The following is a 21,287-nucleotide window of genomic DNA, read 5'->3' on the forward strand; positions in this document are numbered from 1 at the left end:
TCTTATCACGGAGTAAAACTGTCGTCCCGTCCAATAATAATTAACGGAGACGCACGATGGATGCTTCGCAATCTGCAACCGCCGCCGATCAGGGCCGCCGGGTGTTCCTGAAAAAATCCCTGGTGGTCTCGGCCGCCGCCGCCACCCTTGGTAACTTGCCCGGGCTCGCCCAGGCCGAGCCCTTGAGTCAGCGTTACCCGGACCCACTGATCAATATCCTTGACCCCAGCTTCATGGACTTGCGCCTCTTCAACGCCAGCGTGGAGAAGCTCGCCACCGGCCTGCGTTGGGCGGAAGGGCCGGTATGGGTCGGTGATGGGCGTTACTTGCTGGTCAGTGATATTCCCAACAACCGCATCGTGCGCTGGGATGAAATCACCGGCGGCCTGTCGGTGTACCGCGAGAACTCCAATTTTTCCAACGGCATGTGCCGCGATCGCCAGGGCCGATTACTGGTGTGCGAAGGCTCCACCACCGCCGGCGAGGGCCGGCGCATTACCCGCACCGAGCACAACGGCACGCTCACCGTGCTGGCGGACAGTTTCGAGGGCAAGCCTTTCAACTCGCCCAACGACATCGTCTGCAAGCGGGACGGTTCGGTCTGGTTCACCGATCCGCCGTTCCAGACCGGCAACAACTACGAAGGGCACAAAGTCACACCGGTCCAGCCCCACGCGGTGTACCGCATCGACGGCGAAACCGGCAAGGTCAGCCGGGTGATCGACGACCTGGCGGGGCCGAACGGGTTGTGTTTTTCCCCGGACGAGAAAACCCTCTATGTGGTCGAAGGCCGGGCCAAGCCCAACCGCTTGATCTGGGCCATCGCCGTCAAGGACGACGGCACCCTGGGCGAGCGGCGCAAGCACATCGAGGGCCTGGATTACGCGGCGATCGACGGGATCAAGTGCGATGAAAGCGGCAACCTGTGGTGCGGTTGGGGCGGCAATGGCGACCCCAAGGCCGACCTGGAAAAGCTCGACGGCGTGCGGGTGTTCAACCCCGAAGGCAAGGCCATCGGGCACATCTCCCTGCCGGAGCGCTGCCCCAACGTCTGCTTCGGCGGCCGGGAAGGCAATCGGTTGTTCATGGCCGGCAGCCACTCGTTGTATTCACTGTTCGTGAATACCCGAGGGGCGACGTTTGCCTGAGTGAATAACTGATCTTCAGGTTGTTAACCATTGTGGCGAGGGGATTTATCCCCGCTGGGCTGCGAAGCAGCCCTAAGCTCAGTCAACCTCATGAGCCTGACACACCGAGATGTCAGGTTTTAGGGCCGCTTCGCAGCCCAGCGGGGATAAATCCCCTCGCCACAGATGCGTCAACTCTTCGGTGATTCACAACCCCACAGTTCCACGGTCGGCCCGCCCGCCGTCGGCGGCCCCAACCAATGGCTCATCGGCCGACAACCACCTTCGAAACACAATTGATAATCGCCAGCCTGGGGCGTGCGGGCCAGTTTCAGCGGTTGCAGGGGCGGCACCTGGCGCCGATAGTGCCAACTGCCATTCTCCAGCCGGGCATTGTCGGGAATCTCCATGCCCGCGCCATTGCCTTTGACCCTGGCTTCACCCAGGACCAGCCCCTGTTCGGTCACGCGATAGTCCTCCTCCCAGCGGACCTTCTCGATGGTGTGGTTCCACGCCAGCGTGAAATCGGCAACCGCAAGCTGGGCCCAGACCACGCCGGACAGGCCCACGCACAAGCCGATCACGCCAAGGCCCGCCCATTGCGTCGCGCGCGCCAGACGTGCTGGACAATCAGCAGCCCACCCAGCACGAAGCCAATCTCATCGGTCAAGGGCAGGGCAACCACCAGCAACGCGCCGGCGGCAAAGCACAGCAGGCGTTCCCAAACCGGCATTTTCTGTTGCATATATCCGGTGGATGCCATCCCCCAGAGCCCGATGGCCAGCAACGTCTTGACCAGCATATACGCCGTCATCCACAGGTTGTCGCCCTGGAGCATCAGGGCCGGGTTATAGACCGTCATGAACGGAATGACGAAGCCGGCGAGGGCGATGCGCACCGCCCAGAAACTGATTTTCAGACCACTTTCCCGGGCAATGGGGGCGGCGGCGAAACACGCCAGTGCCACCGGTGGTGTCAGGTCAGCGAGGATGCCGAAATAGAACACGAACATGTGCGACACGATCAGCGGCACGCCCAGTTCCAACAGGGCCGGCGCGGCGATGGAACTGGTGATGATGTAGTTGGGAATGGTCGGGATACCCATGCCCAACACCAGGCAGGTGAGCATGGTGAGGATCAGCGACAGCAACAGGTTGTCCCGGCCGATGGCGAGGATGTAGCCGGCAAAGGTGGAGGCCACGCCGGTCAGCGAGACCACCGCGATGATGCTGCCCACCAGGGCGCAGGCGATCCCCACCGGAACGGCGTGACGCGCGCCGTCCACCAAGGCATGCAAGCAGATGACAAGGGTTTCCCGTGTGCCTTGCATGAACCAGCAGGCCACCACCAATACGCCGATCACCGCAAACACCACACCGATGCCCAGCCGGAAAAAACCGACGCACAGTAGCCCCAAGGCGATCCAGAAGGCACAGCGCAACGCGTAGTTCGAGACCTTGAAAATGATCGCTGAGCCGAGAATCACGATAGCCGTCAACGCCAGGCCCACCATGCCGGAAAACAGCGGTGTGCGTCCGGAAAACAGCAGATAGACCAACACCCCGAGCGGGATCAGCAGGTACCAGCTTTCCTTGACCGCGCCCCAGGCGCTGGGGCACTGGTCCTTGGGCAGGCCTTTGAGGTCGGAGCGCTTGGCCTCCAGGTGAACCATCCAGAACACCGAGCCGAAGTACAGGCATGCCGGTATCAATGCCGCCTTGGCGATCTCAACGAACGGCACATTGATGGTTTCGGCCATGATGAACGCCACCGCGCCCATGACCGGCGGCATGATCTGGCTGCCCATGCTGGACGTGGCTTCCACACCGCCGGCAAACGCCGCCTTGTAGCCGAAGCGCTTCATCAGCGGGATGGTGAATTGCCCGGTGGTGACCACGTTGGCGATGCCCGAGCCGGTGATGGTGCCCATCAGTGCCGATGACACCACGGCCACTTTCGCCGGCCCGCCCAGTTTGTGACCGAACAGGCCCATGGCGAAATCGGTGAAGAGCTTGATCATGCCGGCCTTCTCCAGGAAGGCGCCGAACAGGATGAACAAGAAGATATAGGTGGCCGACACGTAGGTTGGCGTGCCGTACAGCCCTTCGGTGCCGAACGACAGTTGGTTGATGATTTGATCGACGCCATAGCCGCGATGGGCCAAGTCGCCCGGCAAGTATTCGCCCAACAGGCCATAGGCCAGGAATACGCCACAAATGATCGGCAGCGCGATGCCCATCACCCGTCGCGCGGCTTCGAAGACCAGCACGATCAGGACCACGCCAATGATCATGTCGGCGGTGGTCAGGTCGCCGGAGCGCTGGATCAGGTCGGCTTCGAACACCCATTGATAGAGCGCCGTCGCCACGCCCCCCAGGCTCAAGACCCAGGCCAAGGGTTGCCAGGGACGCTGCTTGCCATAGGCCGGGTAGCTGAGGAATACCACCCACAGCAGGAAGCCGACATGCACCGCCCGCAGCACGATGCTGGAGACCGGCGAAAACGCGGCGGTGACGATCTGAAACACTGAAAACAGCAAAGCCACGTAGAACAATGTCTTGGGCCAGTCTCGCGGGTTCGTGGCGATACCGTGCGGGTCTTCACTCATGAGGTGCCTGCCTTCTGTTCACATTCAAGGGGCGAAAACACGACCCATCAACGGCGCCATGCGCCGTTGATGGGTAGGGGTTACAGCGCGCCCACTTCCTTGTAGTAGCGCTCGGCACCGGGGTGGAGTGCGATCGGCAGGTTTTTCGCGGCGTTTTTCAGGCTGATGTCCTTGGCCGCTGAATGGGAGGTGCCCAGGCGAGTGAGGTTCTCAAACAGCAGCTTGGTCATCTGGTACGCCACCTCATCCGGGACATCTTCGCGGGTGACCAGGATGTTGGTGATGGCTACCGTGGGTACGGCGTCGGTCTGGCCGTCGTAGGTATTGGCCGGAATTATTGCGCTCTGGTAGGCCGGGTTACCGATTTTCTCCACCACATCGGTGGGCACCGCTACGTAGCTCAGCGCCATGGTCGAGGCCAGGTCACGAATGGCCGCCATTCCCAGGCCCGAGGATTGAAGCGTGGCGTCCAGTTGGCGGTTCTTGATCAGGTCCACCGACTCGGCGAATGGCAGGTACTGGACCTTCATGTCCTGGTAGGTCAGCCCCGCAGCCTTGAAGATTGCCCGGGCATTGAGCTCGGTGCCGGATTTTGCCGCGCCGACGGAAACGGTCTTGCCTTTGAGGTCGGCCAATGTCTTGATGCCGGACTCCTGGCTGGCGACGATCTGGATGTAATTGGGATAAGCGCCAGCGATGGCGCGCAACTTGGTCAATGGCGCCTTGAAACCGGCGTCTTCCACGCCGTTCTTGGCATCCGCCACCGAGTCGCCCAAGGCCAGGGCCAGCTCCCCACGCCCGGCTTGCAGTAGATTGAGGTTTTCCACCGAGGCCTTGGTGGCTTGTACCGAGGTCTTGGCGTCCTGGATGCCGGTGCTGTAGATCTGTGAAAGCCCGACCCCGATCGGGTAATAAACGCCGCTGGTGCCTCCCGTCAGGATGTTGATGTACACCGGGCCTGCTTGGGCCGCAGTCGTAACCGCCAAGGCTGCCGCGGCGGCCAGGAGGGTGAAGCGCTGGTTGACTCGCATGGGGAACTCTCCGTCTTGTTATGGCTTTATGCAGAGTCCTTCCACTGTAGTTCAAACGCGGGTGATGGCGAGTCGAGCGGCCGTAAAGGCTTTTTGTGGCAAGGGAGCTTGCTCCCGCTGGGCTGCGCAGCAGCCCTGAAACCAGGCAGCCCGGTATGTCTGTTTGATTCAATCAGCTTCATTCGGGACCGCTTCGCGCCCCAGCGGGAGCAAGCTCCGGGTTCCATTCACTGTCTGGCTCTAGGGGCCGTACTGCCACGCACCGTCAACCCAAACGGCAACACTACATGGCGTTCGGCAATCGGCTTCTTCTCGATCAGGGCGATCAGCATCTCCACCGCTTTTTGACCAAACGTTTCGGCAGGCTGTGAAATGGTGGTCAGGGGTGGGTCGCAGTAGGCGGCGAACGGGATGTCGTCAAAACCCACCAGGGAAATATCCTCGGGCACCCGCAGGCCCATTTGCTTGATGCGCCTGAGCGCGCCGATGGCCATTTCGTCGTTTTCACAGAACAGCGCGCTGGGACGGTCGGCCAACTCCAGCATCGCGCCGGCGCCGTCGTCACCGGCCTTCAAGGTGAAGTCGCCATGGCAGATCAGGCTGGGGTCGACGGCGATGCCAGCCTGGCGCAGGGCATCCTGGTAGCCGGCCACGCGGTCCAGGGTCAGGGGGCTGCTGCGCGGCCCCTTGATGATGCCGATGCGGCGGTGGCCGAGGCCGATCAGGTGCTCGGTCATGGCTTGGGCGGCGGCCCGGTTGTCGAGGCTGATGGTCGGGTAGGGGGCACCTTTGACCACTTCGCAGGCGTTGACCAGCGGCAGGCTTTCGGCGCCCGTGGGCATCGATTCGAAAGGATCGCTGGCGCGCAACTGGATCACCCCGTCGGCCTGGTGGGCGTAGACCAGGGCGGCGAATTCCCGCTCGATCTGCGCCCGGCCCTGGGTGTCGCACAGCAGCAATCGATAACCTGCTGCCTGCGCGGCCTGCTGCGCGCCACTGATGACCCGGGCGAAAAACGTGTTGGCAATGGCCGGCACCAGGATCACCAGGTTGCCAGTGCGGCGGGAGCGAAACTGCACCGCCATCAGGTTGGGCCGATAGCCGGCCTGTTCCACTGCCGCGTTGACCTTGTCCCGCGTCTCGGGAAGCACCCGCTCGGGCGATTTCAGCGTTCTGGACACCGTGGCCACCGAAACACCCGCCAGCCGGGCCACTTCACGAATGTTGGACAAAATCACCTCAGGGGACAGGGGTTACGGTGGGGGAGCTTACCGCAGGTTGAGCGCCTCACAAATATTGCGTGTGAACCCTTTGGGTTTGACACGCGGGAAAACTGAGCCTAGATTTCCGCCATGATGTAACCGGTTACATCATCATTCTGACAGGAAGAGAATCGCGATGAATCCTGTAGCACCGAAAATAAGAATGGGCTTCGTCGGCGGTGGAGAGGGCGCGTTCATCGGCCAGGCCCACCGTCAGGCCGCGGGCCTGGACGGCGGTTTCGAACTGGTGTGCGGTGCGTTCAGCCGCGACGCCCACAACAATCGGCAGACCGGCGCGGCCCTGGGTCTGCCAGCGTCCCGTTGCTACCACGACTGGCAGCAGATGCTCGACACCGAAGCGCTGCTGCCGCTCGACCAGCGCATGGAACTGCTGGTGATCGTCACCCCCAATCATCTTCATGCACCCATCGCCAGCCAGGCCTTGAAAGCCGGTTTCCATGTGTTCAGCGAGAAACCCGCCGCACTGGACCTCAACGAGTTGCTGGCCTTGCGGGAGGTGCTGCAAGGCAGCCGTTGCCTCTACGGCCTGGCTCACACCTACCTGGGCTATCCCATGGTGTGGCAGGCCCGGGACATGGTGCGTTCGGGCGTGATCGGTCAGGTGCGCAAAGTGCTGGTCGAGTACCCCCAAGGCTGGCTCAGCCAGGATGTCGCGGCCCAAGGCAATAAACAGGCCGAATGGCGCGACGACCCGGGGCAGTCCGGGTTGGGCGGTTGCATTGGCGACATTGGCACCCATGCGTTTTCCCTGGCCGAGTTCGTCGCGGACCAACCGATCCAGCAGCTCTGCGCCACATTGGGCACCCACGTCCCGGGCCGGCAATTGGATGACGATGCGGCGATGCTGTTCAAGATGGCGGGTGGCGCCAGCGGTGTGTTGATCGCAAGCCAGGTCTGCACCGGCGAAGAGAACCCGCTGAAGATTCGCGTCTACGGCGACAAGGGTGCCTTGGAGTGGCGCCAGGAAGAACCGGCGAGCCTGATCCATCGCGCCTTCGATCAACCCCTGCACATCCTGCGTAGCGGTGTCGGCCAGCCGTGGCTGTGCGAGGCGGCCACGCGGCGCATGCGCCTGCCGGCCGGGCATCCCGAAGGTTATCTGGAAGCCATGGCCAACCTCTACGGCGATTTCGCCCAGGCCATTCGCAGCCATATCGAAGGCCCTGACGCCCCAGGCGTACCCGGCATCGAAACCGGCTTGCGGGGCATGGCGTTCATCGAGGCCGCCATCCTCAACCACCGTGGCGACGCGAAATGGACCGCCGTGCAAACCGGAGCATCCTTGTTGTGAATACCTCCAATAAAACACCGAGCGGCCTGCGCGGCCCGGGCATTTTCCTGGCGCAGTTCATGTCCGCCGAAGCCCCGTTCGACACTCTAGCCAACATCGCCCAATGGGCCGCTTCACTAGGCTACAAGGCCATTCAACTGCCAACATCTGGCACCCAATACATCGACCTGGCCCGGGCCGCCGAGAGCCAGGCTTATTGCGATGAGCTCAAGGCCACCTGTGCCCAGGCCGGTGTCGAAATCAGCGAACTATCGACGCACCTGCAAGGCCAGTTGGTGGCGGTGCACCCGGCGTTCGCCGCGCTGTTCGACGACTTCGCCCCGGCCCATCTGCGCGGCCAGCCCCAGGCGCGGACCGAGTGGGCGGTCGAGCAACTCAAGCTGGCCGCCCGCGCCAGCCAGCGGCTGGGGCTGAAGGCCCATGCGACGTTTTCCGGCGCGCTGCTGTGGCCGTATTTCTACCCCTGGCCGCAGCGCCCGACGGGCCTGGTGGAACAGGGTTTCGCCGAACTGGCGCGGCGCTGGTTGCCGATTCTCGACTGCTTCGATGCGGCCGGCGTGGACCTGTGCTACGAAATCCACCCCGGCGAAGACCTCCACGACGGCGCCTCCTTCGAGCGTTTCCTGGAGGCGGTCGATCATCACCCTCGGGCGGCGATTCTCTACGACCCCAGCCATCTGCTGCTGCAACAGATGGACTACCTGGGCTTCATCGACCGTTACCACGAACGCATCCGCATGTTCCACGTCAAGGACGCCGAATTCCGCCCCGATGCCCGTTCCGGGGTGTACGGCGGCTACCAGGGCTGGGTCGATCGCCCTGGGCGGTTCCGTTCGTTGGGCGATGGCCAGATCGATTTCAAATCGATCTTCAGCAAGCTGACTCAATACGATTTCAGCGGGTGGGCGGTCCTGGAATGGGAATGTTGCCTGAAGGATTCGCAACAGGGCGCGGCAGAAGGCGCGGCGTTCATCCAGCGGCACATGATCAGCAAGACCGGCAAGGCGTTCGATGATTTCGCCAGCGTTACGGCGGATGAGGACTCCAACCGGCGGTTGTTGGGTTTGTTGAGGTAGCTGGCGCAAAGCAAACCCCTGTGGCGAGGAAACTCATTGTGGGAGCAAGGCTTGCCCGCGATGAACGAATACGCGGTTCAACTGTGAGACGGCGGCGCGGCCATCGCGGGCAAGCCTTGCTCCCACAGTTGAGGTCCCTTTGTAACAAAAGCGGTGCGGCTTTTTTTCACAAGAACAACAATAAAACGGTGACTGTCATGACCACGATGAACGCACGCCTCAGCGTGATGATGTTCTTGCAATTCTTTATCTGGGGTGGCTGGTTCGTCACCCTCGGCACCTTTCTGTCCAGCACCCTGGGCGCCAGCGGTGGGCAGATCGGCATGGCGTTCTCCACACAATCGTGGGGGGCGATCATTGCGCCGTTCGTCATCGGCCTGATCGCCGATCGCTTCTTCAACGCCGAACGGATCCTGGCGGTGCTGCACCTGCTGGGTGCGGTGTTGCTGTATCAGCTGTATTCGGCGGCGGATTTCAGCGTGTTCTACCCGTACGTGCTGGTGTACATGGTGGTTTACATGCCGACGCTGGCGCTGGTCAATTCCGTGGCGTTCCGGCAGATGCGCGACCCGGCGCTGGAGTTCTCCCGCATCCGGGTGTGGGGCACCATCGGCTGGATCGTCGCCGGCGTGGTGATCAGCTTCGTGTTCGCTTGGGATTCGCGCGAAGCGATCGCGGCAGGCGGCTTGCGCAATACGTTCCTGATGGCGGGCATCGCGTCCCTGGTCCTGGGGCTCTACAGCTTCACGCTACCGGCCACGGCACCGCTCAAGGAACAGGCCGGCACGGGCGGCGTCAAGCAACTGCTGGGGCTGGACGCGTTGGGGCTCCTGAAGGATCGCAGCTACCTGGTGTTCTTCATCGCCTCGATCCTGATCTGCATTCCCCTGGCGTTCTATTACCAGAATGCCAACCCGTTCCTGGCCGAAACCGGGATGACCAACCCAACGGCGAAGATGGCCATCGGGCAGGTCTCGGAAGTGTTGTTCATGCTGCTGTTGCCGCTGTTCATCCAGCGCTTCGGCATCAAGCTGGCACTGTTGGTGGGTATGGCGGCGTGGGCCTTGCGCTACCTGCTGTTCGCCTACGGCAATAACGGCGACCTGGCGTTCATGCTGTTCACTGGCATCGCCTTGCACGGTATCTGCTACGACTTCTTTTTTGTCTCGGGGCAGATCTACACCGATGCCAAGGCACCGGAGCGCTTTCGCAGTTCGGCCCAGGGCCTGATTACCCTGGCGACCTATGGCGTGGGGATGCTGATCGGCTTCTGGGTGGCGGGGCAGGTGACCGATCACTTTGTCGTGGCTGGCGGTCATGACTGGCAGAGCATCTGGTTGTTCCCGGCCGGTTTCGCGTTGCTGGTATTGGTCTGCTTCCTGTTTACCTTCCGTGGCCAGCAGGCGCTCGTTGCGCCGTCAAAGGCCTGAAGCAGCGCCGGGCGTCAGTCATTTGTGGCTGACGTCCAGTTTGGTGTAGGTCACTTTTCCGCCTTCGTTGGAATACCCCTTGTTATCCAGCGTGTAGACGCCGGCCTTGAAGTAGAAGTTATAGCCGTACCAGGACGGGTCCAGCTTCACCTGTTTGCCCGTGCTGCCGATCAGCACCGAGAGCTTGCCTTGCTTGTCCATTTGCAGCGAGTAGGAGAAGGCCTTGTTCAGCGGCACGTTTGGCACGGTGTAGATCACCGGGCTCTTTTTGTCCTTGGGTTTGACCCGGTATTCCACGTCGATATTGCCGGTGCCCTTGGCGTAGCGGTACACCAGCTTCAACAAAGGCGTGGGGGCGTCCTTGGCGTGGATCTGCGCCACCACCACGCGGCCTTCGGAAGGGACCTGGTTCACCGCCAGGGTGCCCTTGAGGGTGTTGGTGCCGCTGTTGTAGCGCCAGTTGCGCAGCTTGCCGTCTTTACTGGTTTCCCGCAGCTCGGAGCGCGGGTATTCGCTTTTGCCGGTATGGGAGCCGGTGACCGGCGCCCAGAAGACGATCCGCTGGCCGTTATTGTCGAAATACTTGTTTTTCAGGGCCGGCATGGCTTTGGTCGCCACGACCTGCGCCGGCGTTTGCACGGGCAGGGTAATGTTCCAGACAGTCAGGTCAATCATGATAAAAACCCTCCAACGGGACCGGCCGTTACCTAGCGGCCGTCAAGACAAGAACTGCCTTCCGTGGCGCAGTTTTCATGTTATCGACGAGGGGCTGTTTCGCTGGAGGTGCACCTGACGGATGGCTCTGCGATGAGCCTTTGAGGCACTGAATCGGGCGGATTATGGTGTGTCAATTTATTGCTGATCGGTTAGAGTACGCGCCGCCCGAGAGACGGATCCCGGGCGTCTTCCTATGGAGCTTCAAATGAATCACATCAGCAAAGTTGTTGCCTGCGCCCTGTTTGGTCTGGCCCTGGCGGGTTGCACCGGCACCCCGATGAAAACCCAGCAATACGACAGCACCCAATACACTGTTGTCGGCCACAGTGAAGCCAAGGCCACCGGCCTGCTGCTGTTCGGCCTGATCCCGATCCAGCAGAACAACCGTTTCGTGCGCGCCCAGACCGCCGCGATCAAGGCCAAGGGCGGCGACGCCATGATCAACACCCAAGTCCAGGAAAACTGGTTCTGGGCCTGGGTCCTGACCGGCTACACCACCTCGGTGTCCGGTGATGTGGTCAAGCTGAAAAACGTTCAGTAACACCCTGCTTGAAAGGCAAGCCTGCCGGTTGTAAAGGCGCTTGTCTGTGGCGAGGGAGCTTGCTCCCGCTCGATCGCGCAGCGATCGCAAAAGGGGCCGCTTCGCAGCCCAGCGGGAGCAAGCTCCCTCGCCACAACAGCCCCGATCATGCCTGACCCTCGATTACTGTCCTCCCACCACCATATGCGTGAACGGCGCCACATACGCCTGCAACGTCACCAGCCCGCCCACCAGAATCGCCAGCACCACCGAGTGGAAAAACACGTAGCGCAGGATTTCGCCTTCGTGACCGTACCAACGGGTCGCGGTGGAGGCGACCACGATCGACTGGGCGTCGACCATCTTGCCCATGACGCCGCCGGAGCTGTTGGCCGCGGCCATCAACACCGGGCTGATGCCCAACTGTTCCGCCGTCACCCGTTGCAACCCACCGAACAACACGTTGGAGGCCGTATCCGAGCCGGTCAGCGCCACGCCGAGCCAGCCCAGCAGGGTGCCGAACATCGGATAGAAAATGCCCGTGGCGGCGAAGGCCAGGCCCATGGTCGCGTCCAGGCCTGAATATCGCGTGAGAAATCCCAAAGCCAACATCGCCACGATGGTGATCAGCGAGTAGCGGACCACCCACAGCGTTCGCAGGTAGTGGCGCACCAATTGCGGGATGGAATAGCCCATCAGCAAGCCACCGAGAATCGCCGCCAGGAAGATGCCGCTACCGGTGGCGGTGAACCAGTTGAATTTGTAGACCGCTTCCTCGGTTTTAGGTTGGGGTACCACGGGCGGGACTTTTTCGATCTGCTGGTGGATGGTGCCGAAGGTCACCAAGGGCGAGAAGATCGGATTGGCCTCGCGCATTGGCTTGCCTTGGGGGTCAAGCTTGGCCGATTGAGTTTGTGGGTCCAGCGCCGGACGGGTGTCGAACAGATTCTTGAAGCCCTGGGTGCCCCAGGCGAATACGAATACCGTGAGGATGATCCATGGCATCCAGGCCCGTAGCACGGCGGGGCGGTTGTCGCTGCCGAAAGCGCCGGTGGTGACCGGTTGTTGTTGCTCGCTCGCCTCGATCTTCGAGTCATCGTGCCGACCCGTCAACGCCGCCGACGTATGCACCGTGGCCGGTTTCCAGACCTTGAGGAAACCGGTGAGGCAGGCCATGGAAATCAGCGCGGCGATGACGTCCACCAGCATCGGCCCGTGGTAGTTGGACACCAGGAACTGCGGGATGGCGAAGCTGACGCCGGCCACCAGGATCGCCGGCCAGACCTCCAGCATCTTGCGCCACCCGGCGAAGGCCCAAATCAACCAGAACGGCACCAGCACCGAGAAAAACGGCAACTGCCGACCGACCATCATCGACAGCTCCATTTCATCCAGCCCGGTGACTTTGGCCAGGGTGATGATGGGTGTACCCAGGGCGCCGAAGGCCACGGGCGCGGTGTTGGCGATCAGCGCCAGGCCCGAGGCGGCCAGGGGCGAGAAGCCCAGCCCGATCAGGATCGCCCCGGTCACCGCCACCGGCGTGCCGAAGCCCGCCGCGCCCTCGAAGAATGCGCCGAAGCAAAACGCGATCAGCAGCAATTGCAGGCGCCGGTCGTCGGTGATGCGGGCGAGGGAGTCCTGCAGGACCTTGAACGAACCGTTCTCGGTGGTCAGCCGGTGCAGGAAAATGATGTTGAGCACGATCCAGCCGATGGGCAGCAACCCATTGGCCGCGCCATACAAAGCCGCAGAACCGGCCATGTCGGCCGGCATGCCGAAGGCGAAAATCGCAATGAGCAACGCCGAGGCCAGGGCGTACAACGCCGCCAGGTGCGCTTTGACATGAAAGAAGGCGAGGGACGCCAGCATCACCACCACCGGAACCGCCGCCAGGAGCGTCGACAGCACCGCATTACCGAAGGGATCGTAGACTTGTTGCCAGACCATGTTCCACCTCTGCTTTTTATTGTTGGAAGTGCAGGCCCCCAGGGGGATTGGCAGAGAAGTATAGGCGGGGATTGGGGAAGGGGATTGGGACCTTATGGCCCTGGTAACCAAGTGTGGGAGCGAGCTTGCTCGCGATAGCGGTGGGTCAGTCAGCATTATCGGCAACTGACCCACCGCTATCGCGAGCAAGCTCGCTCCCACAGGTTTTTTGTGATGAGGGCTAGCGTGCTTCGACGTTGTCCAGCGCGCGGTTCGCCAGCATTGCGCTCAGTTCGATCAGTTGCTGGATGCCCAAGGCAATGTGACGCCTGGGACCTTCCAGGTCGAAGGCCAGGTCATTGACCATGGCATTGGCCGAGGCCAGGTTTTCGCTGAGGTTGGCGAGCAGGGTTTCGGTATCGACGCCATGGGCGACGGTGAACAGTTGGCCCGGATCGGCCTCGGGTTTGTTGGGTTTGGGCTTGAGGTAGTGATCGAGGATGCGGTCGGCGGCTTTGTCGAATGCTTTTGAGTTGGCTGGATCGGTGTCCGGTGGGTTGGGTGTTGGTTTGAACATAGATGAAACTCCAGATAAGAAATTGGAGCCATCACTCTCGCTACCAAACGAAGGGTGGTGGCCATACGAAGGTTGGTAGACCGGTTACCTGGCAACCCGGCGCGTCCGAGAACGCCCTGCGCATGACCACCATAAAACAGAGGACGTAGAAGTCCCTTGCATCAGGATTGCACGTGCGCCAGGAAACCGGGCTACCAAACCCGATCGCTGATTCGTCAGCGACCCGGAAACGATAGAGCCCGGCCCCCAGGCGCACAAGCCGGCGGATTCTGGCGCAGTTGTAGGGAATGGCGCAAGACAACGTAGCCCGATCCTGAACGCTCCTACACCGGGATAAACACAGTCATTTGAATAAACACAATCCCCCTTGTGGCGAGGGAGCTTGCTCCCGCTGGGTCGCGAAGCGGCCCCAAAATTTCTGCATTGAGCAAAAAACCTGGGCCTGCTTCGCAGTCCAGCGGGAGCAAGCTCCCTCGCCACAAAAGCGCTTACTCAGGCCAACAGAGCAGCGCCCCCGTTCAGCCCTTCGCCGCCATCGCCGTCACTTCCACTTTCATTCCCTCGACCGCCAGCGCGGCCACGCCCACCGCTGCACGAACCGGCCAGGGCTTGGCGAAGAAGCGTTTGTAGACTTCGTTGAACGCGGCGCGATCGGCCATGTCGGTCAGGTAGATGGTCAGGTGCAGGACCCGGTCCATGGAACTGCCGGCGCCCTCCAGGGCGGTCTTGAGGGCTTGCAGCGTGCATTCGCTCTGCAACGTGATGTCGCCCAGCTCCAGGCTGCCATCGGCGTGGGTGGGGATTTGCGTGGAGACCAGCAGGCCGCCGAAACCGGCGACGTCGGAGGAAATGGAATCGGCATCTGGATCTGGAATAAACGTGATGTCTGGGTTGCTCATGCAAAGCCTCATGCAGGAAAAGTAAAAAGACCGCCGCAGTTTACCGTCCCTTGCTGCGCTGTTCCTGCATTCCTTTGGCCGTGCGCTTCCAGTCCGCTGTTCCCAGCATCAAAGCCCTTGGGCCGGACGTTGGGTTGTCATCGTCGGTTCAAGGGGCGGTGGCGCGCCGTTCAGGCGGGCGGCCAGTTGTTGTGCCTGCTCCCATCCGAGCTCGGGCGCCAGCCAGTCGAGTGCCTCTTCGGCGCTGAAGGCCAGCACCCGCTGTTGCTGGTTGGCGATGTCGCCGTACGTGATCAGAGCCAGGCCGTCACAGCCAAACGGCGTCTCGCTGGCCTGGGCCAGGGCGGCCAGGAAGATCGGGGTCGACTGCCGGGCGGTGGTGTAGGTGAGGCGTTGCGCCTGGGAGGGCGAGGAGGACGCTTGCGCCTCATACCAGCCCTCCACGGCGACCAGTACGCGGCCTTCGTGCTTGATGGGATCGAAGACTTTGGAGCGCATGACCAGATGCAAGGGCAGATGCGTCAGTGGCGGCATCGTTCCCACCGACCAGATCGGCGACCAGCCCCAGCGAACCTTGATGCACTCCAAGTGCCCGCCGCGACGGCGAATGGCACTGACCTGCATGTTTGGCTTGATCAGGCTGTGCTGCTCCTGGGTCTTGGGCGGCGTTGTCACGCACAGCTCCAGGGGCGTCACGCTTGTACCGAAACGGCTGCCGGGCGTGTCTCGTTGGGCGAAATACGCCAGGGAGTCTTTTGAAGAACCGTGTTGAACAAGACCGTCACACATAACGAAAACTCCCGGCAGTGAAGCGCAAAGAAGCCTTGATCTACCCGCTGTTCAAGCCGTGACGTCGAAGCGCGTCAGCGTGGCTTTCAGCGGTGTCATGTAGGTCCGAACCGTGGCGAAACGCTTGGTTCGAAAATCCTCGTGGCGGGGAGACGAGCGGGCCATTGGGGTGGATGCACTACCGCTATCGCGAGCAAGCTCGCTCCCACAGAGATTTGTGGTGGGCGGGATTTTCAGCTACACCGCCGAACCCTTGTGGGAGCGAGCTTGCTCGCGATGGCGGTGTATCAGCTTGCGGGGGAGGTTGACTGTGCCGACGCCTTCGCGAGCAAGCCCGCTCCCACAGGGATTTGAGGTGGTGCGGGATTTTCAGCTACGCAGCCGAGCCTTTGTGGGAGCGAGCTTGCTCGCGATGGCGGTGTGTCAGTTTACAAAGATGCCGGCTGTGCCGACGCCTTCGCGAGCAGGCTCGCCTCCACCCCGTTGTGCATGGATGAAGTCCACGAAAGCCCTCAACGGCGAGGGCAGGTAGCGGCGGCCGGGGTAGTAGAGGAACGGCCCGGTAAAACGCTGCCACCAGGGTTCGAGTACCGGTTCGAGGGCGCCGCTGTCCAGGTGGGGCCGTAGCCAGTCCTCGAACAGGTGGACAACGCCCAAGCCATCCACCGCGGCCTGTACCGCCAGGTCCATCGCACCGCCGATGCGCACGATCAACGGGCCGCTCGGGTCGACGCTCACGGTTTCGCCGTCACGTTCATATTCCCACAGGGGCAGGGCACCGCTGGGAAACTTGCCCGTCAGGCAGGCATGCCCCAGCAGGTCCCGTGGATGTTCGGGCCGGCCCCTGACATCAAGGTACGCCGGTGCCGCGGCCGTGGCGAAGCGCTGGAACCGGGGGCCGATGGGGATGGCGATCATGTCCTGCTCAAGGCGCTCGTCGTAGCGAATGCCCGCGTCACAGCCGGCCGCGAGCATGTCGACGAAACTCTCTTCGGTGACCACTTCCAGGCGGATGTCGGGATAGCTTTTCAGGAACGGCGTGATGATCGCCGGCAACACCAGCCGAGCCGCGCTGACCGGCACGTTCAGCCTGAGGGTGCCGGAAGGACGGTCGCGAAAATCGTTGACCACGTCCATCGCCGCCTCGACTTCGCCCAGGGCCGGGACGATGCGTTCCATCAACCGGGCACCGGCCTCGGTCGGTACCACGCTGCGGGTGGTGCGGTTGAGCAGGCGCACGCCGAGCCGGCTTTCCATCCGGCGTACGGCATCGCTGAGGCTCGACGCGGACTTGCCGCTCACCCGCGCGCCTTCACGAAAGCCCTTTGCATTGACCACGGCCACAAAGGCCAGCAAGTCTTGAATATCCGTCGCCATTGTTCTCTCCCCCGTACAACCCGTGCTGATTGCACCTGATTATCAAGGAAATGGTCAACGCCTATAGTCGGCCCACTTACATTGATCCGAGGGCTACGAGATGAACATTGCAGGCAAGGCGGGCAGTTTTTTACTGGGTGATCGCACGGTCAATCGCATGGGCTATGGCGCTATGCAGTTGGCGGGGCCCCAGGTCTTCGGGCCGCCCAAAGATCCGGTGGCCGCCGTCGCCGTGCTGCGCGAAGCATTGGCGAGCGGGGTCAACCACATCGACACCGCAGACTTCTACGGGCCCCATGTCACCAACCAATTGATCCGCGAAGCGCTGCACCCTTATGCCCAGGATCTGGTCATTGTGACCAAGGTCGGTGCCGTGCGCGGTGTCGATGCGTCCTGGAACCCGGCCCACAGCCCCGCCGAGCTGACCCGTGCGGTCCACGACAATCTGCGCAACCTCGGCGTGGAGGTTCTGGACGTGGTCAACCTGCGGGTGTGGGGCGACCTGCATTCGCCTTCGGAGGCTTCCATCGAGGAATCGTTCACGGCACTGGCCGAGTTGCAGCGCCAGGGCCTCATCCGCCACCTGGGCCTGAGCAACGTCACGGCCACGCAGGTCAAGCAGGCCCAAGGCATCGCCCAGGTGGTCTGCGTGCAGAACCACTACAACCTGACCCATCGCGACGACGAGCAGCTCATCGCCGACCTGGGCCGGCAGGGCATCGCCTACGTGCCGTTCTTCCCCCTGGGCGGCTTCACACCGCTGCAATCGGAAACCCTTTCCAGCGTGGCGGCGCGCTTGCAGGCGTCACCGCTGTGCGTGGCCCTGGCGTGGTTGCTGCAACGTGCGCCGAATCTCCTGCTGATTCCCGGTACATCGTCCCTGGCGCACCTGCGTGAAAACCTCTCGGCCAGTGAGCTGAAGATCCCGGCGCCGATGCTCGCCGAGCTGGACGCATTGGTCTAGGCCGCCTGGAAAACCAACGTCTCGCCATCTTCCGGTATCAACAACCGGCCCCCAACACCGCCCTTCACGGCGGCTGCAGCCAGGGCCTGGCGTGTCGTCGGGCAATGGCTGATCGCTTCCAGGTGATTGGCCACCACGGTCCCGCGGGACAAACGGGTGAATTCCAGCGTCTCGTCGATGCCCATGATGATGTCGCCGCCGATATCGAACCGTGCCCCACCGGCCGGCACCACGCTGACCTGCGGCTGGTGACGCAAGACGAACTCGCACACGGTGGGGGTGAGCACGGTGTCGCCGGTGAGGTAGACACTCGGTTCGCCGGGCAGCTCGATCAGGTAGCCGACACCGTGCTCCATCAACTTGCCCACCAGGCCCAACCCATGGGTGCATCGGACCGAGCGAATAGTGCCGCCCAGAAACGGGTGGGGTTGATCATGGGCCTGGGCAAGCGCCTGGACATTCAAACCACGCTTGGCTAGGTACGGGGCGTCATGGGGTGTGCAGATGACCGGGATCTGTTTTTCCCTCAGCCACCGCTTGGCCGCGCGGTCCAGATGGTCGAAATGGCCTTTCTGGCAGTGGGTGATCAGGCAATGGGTGACGGTCTCGAGGGCCTGCGCTGTCGAGGCCGGAAGCGCCACCAGCGGATTGCGTTGTGTGGCGCCAAACAGGCGAAGCGGCGGCAGCGTGCCCTTGCCAGCCAGCATCGGGTCGACGAGCACGCGATACGGGCCGAATTCAAGAATGATCGTGGCGTTACGGATCTGCTGGATGTTCATGAGGCGTTCCTGTTGAGCGAGCGCTTCATGGTGCCGATCCGGCTCCGTGTGCATAATGGCCGGATCTGACATCTTTGATTCGTTTTAAGCCATGATCAAAAAACTTCGAGTCGGTCTGCTCCTGTTTCCCGGCTGCATGCCTGCGGGCCTGTTCGCCTTCGCCGATCTGCTGCATGCCGCCAACCGCAGGAGAGGGCAGGCGCTGTTCGAGGCGCGCTACATCGCCTTGCAGGCCGGCCCCGTGGTGTGTGCCCATGGCGTGACCTTGCACGCGGAAGCGGCCTTGGGCAGCACCAGGCTGGATGCCGTTCTGGTTCCCGGTTTCTGGGCCGAATCGGCGGAGCAGGTGAATGCGCTGCTGGCTGATCAGGCAGCCCTCGTGAGCGCGCTGTCGAAGCCTGCCCGAGCACTGAAGCTCTGGTCCTACTGCACCGGCGTCTGCCTGCTGGCCGCCAGTGGCCGCCTGGACGGGCAGGGCGCGACGGTGACCTGGTGGCTGGCGCAAGCGATGCAGCAGCAGTATCGAAAAGTCCTTTGGCAAAGCGAGCAGAACTGCGTGTTCAATGAACGCACGGCGACGGCGTCCGGAGTGAACGGCTACCTGCCCATCGCTGAAACCCTCATCGAGCGCAGCGTCAGCAGCGACGTCCTGCGGGACATCACCCGGCTCATGGTGCTGCCGCGCCCGGCCATTGCCCATGTGGCGTTCCAGGGCAGCACGCTGATCGAGCAACCCAGTGGATGGTTGCGACAGTTGCATGGGTTGATCGAACAGATGCCGGCCGAGGGGATCACCGCCCAGGTGCTGGCCAGCGCGCTGGCGGTGTCCGAGCGCACCTTGGCGCGCAAGGTCAGCCGTGAAACAGGTCAGCCCGTCGCAGCCTATGCCCGGCGCATCAAGTTGAATCAGGTCAGCGAGCGCCTGATGTTGACGGCGCTGCCCCTCGCCAGCATCGGCGCCGAGCTGGGTTTCAGCAGCAGCTCCAACTTGCAGCGGATGTTCAAGGCACTGACCGGACTGACGCCGATGGAATACCGGCGCAAGTTCGGGCGTGTATGACGCCGGTCAACTCGGCGTCTTGTCGGTTTCGTTGCGATGGTGTTCCGGCCAGCTGTCGACGGGGTGGGCACGGTCTTCGTTGAACATCTCCGTGAGCAGCGCATTGGCGCGGCGGTAGGCGTCGTGGCGGAACTTGAGGTCGTCTTCCGGCTGGGCGACGATTTCCTCCAGCATCTTGAGGTTCAGCCGCCGGAACTGATCCGCCCGCTCACGGGCTTCGTAAGCCCCGACCCCCATGCGTTCCAGCGCACTGCGACCCAAGGACAGCGCGCTTTCGAAGGTTTCGCGCTCGGCCGCTTCCACGCCCATCTGCCGCAGGGTGATGAGGTGCCCCATGTCCCGCGCCCGCACGATCAACTGCAACGCGGGGAAGTGTTCCTGGGCCAGCCGGGTCAGCGTGAGGTTGTCTTCCTGATTGTCGATCGCATTGATCAACACCACCGCTTGGGCCGCACCGGCCGCATGCAGCAAGTCGAGGCGCGTGGCATCGCCATAAAAGACTTTCACGCCGAACTTGCGCAGCGTCTCGATGTTGTCGGGGTCGTGATCCAGTACCACCACCTCGACGCCGCAGGACATCAGCAGGCGTCCGGCGATCTGCCCGAAGCGGCCGAACCCGGCGATGATCACCCGTGGGTTCTGCTGGTCGACGAGGTCGGATTCGCGTTTGTTTTTCCGGGTGACGGACTCGAAGCGATCCAGCAGCAGGATCAACAAGGGCGTCAGGCACATGGACAAGGCCACTGCCAGGGTCAGGCTCTTGCCCCATTGATCGGTCAAGATGCCGGCCACGGTCGCCGCGCCAAACACCACGAAAGCGAATTCGCTGCCCTGGCCCAGCAACACCGCCTGCCAGGAACGCTGGCCGGCGGGGACGTTGAGGAACCGGCCCGCCAACTTGATCACCAGCAGCTTGATCAGAATGAAGCCCAGGGTCAGGGTGATGACTTTGAGCGGGGCGTTGACCAGGGTGCCGAAATCGATCGACATGCCGACGCCGATGAAAAACAGACCCAACAGTAGGCCCTTGAAGGGCTCAATGTCGCTCTCCAGGGCATGTCGATATTCAGAGCTGGCGAGCAACACCCCGGCGAGGAATGCGCCCATGGCCATCGACAAGCCGGCTTCCTCCAACAAGAAGCCGAAGCCGAACACCAGGAACAGCGCGACGGCACTGAAAATCTCCCGCAAGCCTGAGCGCGCGGCGAAGCGCAGCAGTGGTCGCGTCACGTAGCGGCCCAACAGCACGACGATGGCGATGGCGGCGACGATTTTGCCAATCGATAGCAACAGCGCGGTGCCCGAAGGCGTGTCGCCGTGGGCCGACAACAGCGGGATCATCGCCACCAGCGGAATGGCCGCGATGTCCTGGAACAGCAGCACGGCAAAGCTGCTGCGGCCGACGGCGGTGGCGGTCAGGTTGCGTTCGCTCATGGCCTGCATGGCGATGGCCGTGGAGGACAGGCTCAGGGTCAGGCCGACCAACAGCGCTGCCGTCCAGTTCAGGCCCAGGGCTGTGCAGAACAAGCCAATGGCGGCGCCACAGGCGAGCATCTGCAGGGCTCCGCCACCAAATACCATCCGGCGCAGGGCCCAGAGCCGTTTGGGGTCGAGCTCAAGGCCGATGATGAACAGCATCAGGACCACGCCGATTTCAGCGAACTCCAGGATCGCCTTCACATCGGTAATCAGCTTCAACCCCCACGGGCCGATGATGCACCCGGCGAGCAGGTAACCCAATACCGGGCCCAGGCCAAACCGAACGGCAATCGGTACGATCAGCGTCGCTGAGGCCAGGTAGATGAGCATTTCAATCAGGCTGTGAGTCTCCAT

General features: G+C 62.5%; 19 protein-coding genes. 7 read left to right on the forward strand and 12 right to left on the reverse strand.

What is annotated here, in order from left to right:
* Positions 1-56 precede the first annotated feature (56 nt).
* Positions 57-1,148: an SMP-30/gluconolactonase/LRE family protein gene (locus AC3A5O_RS07955; protein WP_487753079.1), complete on the forward strand. Its 1,092-nt coding sequence runs from the start codon at positions 57-59 to the stop codon at positions 1,146-1,148.
* 170 nt (positions 1,149-1,318) lie between these two features.
* Here AC3A5O_RS07955 and AC3A5O_RS07960 read toward each other — a convergent pair whose 3' ends face one another.
* The 4 genes from AC3A5O_RS07960 to AC3A5O_RS07975 all read right to left on the reverse strand — a co-directional run bounded on the left by AC3A5O_RS07960 (position 1,319) and on the right by AC3A5O_RS07975 (position 5,998).
* Positions 1,319-1,711: a DUF1850 domain-containing protein gene (locus AC3A5O_RS07960; RefSeq protein ID WP_122566206.1), complete on the reverse strand. Its 393-nt coding sequence runs from the start codon at positions 1,709-1,711 to the stop codon at positions 1,319-1,321.
* Positions 1,708-3,735, reverse strand: coding sequence for a TRAP transporter permease (locus AC3A5O_RS07965; protein ID WP_305467601.1), 2,028 nt, complete (start codon positions 3,733-3,735; stop codon positions 1,708-1,710). Before AC3A5O_RS07965 ends, AC3A5O_RS07960 begins: the two co-directional genes overlap by 4 nt.
* A gap of 80 nt (positions 3,736-3,815) precedes the next feature.
* Positions 3,816-4,766, reverse strand: coding sequence for a TAXI family TRAP transporter solute-binding subunit (locus tag AC3A5O_RS07970; protein ID WP_305467600.1), 951 nt, complete (start codon positions 4,764-4,766; stop codon positions 3,816-3,818).
* A 227-nt stretch (positions 4,767-4,993) separates the two neighbouring features.
* Positions 4,994-5,998 (reverse strand): LacI family DNA-binding transcriptional regulator, encoded by a 1,005-nt coding sequence (locus tag AC3A5O_RS07975; protein WP_305467598.1) that lies wholly within the window; start codon positions 5,996-5,998, stop codon positions 4,994-4,996.
* A 166-nt stretch (positions 5,999-6,164) separates the two neighbouring features.
* Between AC3A5O_RS07975 and AC3A5O_RS07980 the strand changes: the two genes are divergently transcribed.
* From AC3A5O_RS07980 to AC3A5O_RS07990, 3 genes are all read left to right on the forward strand, one after another.
* On the forward strand, positions 6,165-7,340 hold the full coding sequence (locus AC3A5O_RS07980) for a Gfo/Idh/MocA family protein (RefSeq protein WP_305467597.1): 1,176 nt from the start codon (positions 6,165-6,167) through the stop codon (positions 7,338-7,340).
* Positions 7,341-7,399: 59 nt separating this feature from the next.
* Positions 7,400-8,416: a sugar phosphate isomerase/epimerase family protein gene (locus AC3A5O_RS07985; RefSeq protein ID WP_439653612.1), complete on the forward strand. Its 1,017-nt coding sequence runs from the start codon at positions 7,400-7,402 to the stop codon at positions 8,414-8,416.
* Positions 8,417-8,613: 197 nt separating this feature from the next.
* Entirely contained in the window at positions 8,614-9,846 is a 1,233-nt protein-coding gene (locus tag AC3A5O_RS07990; RefSeq protein ID WP_305467594.1) for a nucleoside permease, read from the forward strand.
* An 18-nt stretch (positions 9,847-9,864) separates the two neighbouring features.
* Here the strand turns inward: AC3A5O_RS07990 and AC3A5O_RS07995 are convergent, their stop codons facing one another.
* On the reverse strand, positions 9,865-10,521 hold the full coding sequence (locus tag AC3A5O_RS07995) for a polysaccharide lyase family 7 protein (protein WP_305467593.1): 657 nt from the start codon (positions 10,519-10,521) through the stop codon (positions 9,865-9,867).
* A 247-nt stretch (positions 10,522-10,768) separates the two neighbouring features.
* Here AC3A5O_RS07995 and AC3A5O_RS08000 point away from each other — a divergent pair, with 247 nt between their 5' ends.
* Positions 10,769-11,104 (forward strand): hypothetical protein, encoded by a 336-nt coding sequence (locus AC3A5O_RS08000; RefSeq protein WP_122566214.1) that lies wholly within the window; start codon positions 10,769-10,771, stop codon positions 11,102-11,104.
* 162 nt (positions 11,105-11,266) lie between these two features.
* Here AC3A5O_RS08000 and AC3A5O_RS08005 read toward each other — a convergent pair whose 3' ends face one another.
* From AC3A5O_RS08005 to AC3A5O_RS08025, 5 genes are all read right to left on the reverse strand, one after another.
* Positions 11,267-13,030: an L-lactate permease gene (locus tag AC3A5O_RS08005; RefSeq protein ID WP_122566215.1), complete on the reverse strand. Its 1,764-nt coding sequence runs from the start codon at positions 13,028-13,030 to the stop codon at positions 11,267-11,269.
* Positions 13,031-13,250: 220 nt separating this feature from the next.
* Positions 13,251-13,586, reverse strand: a complete 336-nt coding sequence (locus AC3A5O_RS08010) for a DUF6124 family protein (protein WP_305467592.1) — start codon at positions 13,584-13,586, stop codon at positions 13,251-13,253.
* Positions 13,587-14,104: 518 nt separating this feature from the next.
* Complete coding sequence (locus tag AC3A5O_RS08015) at positions 14,105-14,485, reverse strand: RidA family protein (RefSeq protein ID WP_079301342.1); 381 nt, start codon at positions 14,483-14,485, stop codon at positions 14,105-14,107.
* Between the two features lie 108 nt (positions 14,486-14,593).
* Positions 14,594-15,274, reverse strand: coding sequence for an SOS response-associated peptidase family protein (locus tag AC3A5O_RS08020; protein WP_487753080.1), 681 nt, complete (start codon positions 15,272-15,274; stop codon positions 14,594-14,596).
* 423 nt (positions 15,275-15,697) lie between these two features.
* Entirely contained in the window at positions 15,698-16,651 is a 954-nt protein-coding gene (locus AC3A5O_RS08025) for a LysR family transcriptional regulator (protein WP_354338288.1), read from the reverse strand.
* Positions 16,652-16,751: 100 nt separating this feature from the next.
* On the opposite strand from AC3A5O_RS08025, the gene AC3A5O_RS08030 reads away from it, so the two are divergent.
* Positions 16,752-17,615, forward strand: a complete 864-nt coding sequence (locus tag AC3A5O_RS08030; protein WP_122566219.1) for an aldo/keto reductase family oxidoreductase — start codon at positions 16,752-16,754, stop codon at positions 17,613-17,615.
* On the opposite strand, the gene AC3A5O_RS08035 is transcribed toward AC3A5O_RS08030, so the two are convergent.
* Positions 17,612-18,394, reverse strand: coding sequence for an MBL fold metallo-hydrolase (locus AC3A5O_RS08035; RefSeq protein ID WP_305467588.1), 783 nt, complete (start codon positions 18,392-18,394; stop codon positions 17,612-17,614). The genes AC3A5O_RS08030 and AC3A5O_RS08035 overlap by 4 nt on opposite strands.
* A 91-nt stretch (positions 18,395-18,485) precedes the next feature.
* On the opposite strand from AC3A5O_RS08035, the gene AC3A5O_RS08040 reads away from it, so the two are divergent.
* Positions 18,486-19,454 (forward strand): GlxA family transcriptional regulator, encoded by a 969-nt coding sequence (locus tag AC3A5O_RS08040; RefSeq protein ID WP_122566310.1) that lies wholly within the window; start codon positions 18,486-18,488, stop codon positions 19,452-19,454.
* Positions 19,455-19,460: 6 nt separating this feature from the next.
* Here the strand turns inward: AC3A5O_RS08040 and kefC are convergent, their stop codons facing one another.
* Complete coding sequence (gene kefC, locus AC3A5O_RS08045) at positions 19,461-21,287, reverse strand: glutathione-regulated potassium-efflux system protein KefC (protein WP_122566220.1); 1,827 nt, start codon at positions 21,285-21,287, stop codon at positions 19,461-19,463.

Source organism: Pseudomonas sp. Soil_N_39 (assembly GCF_057655955.1).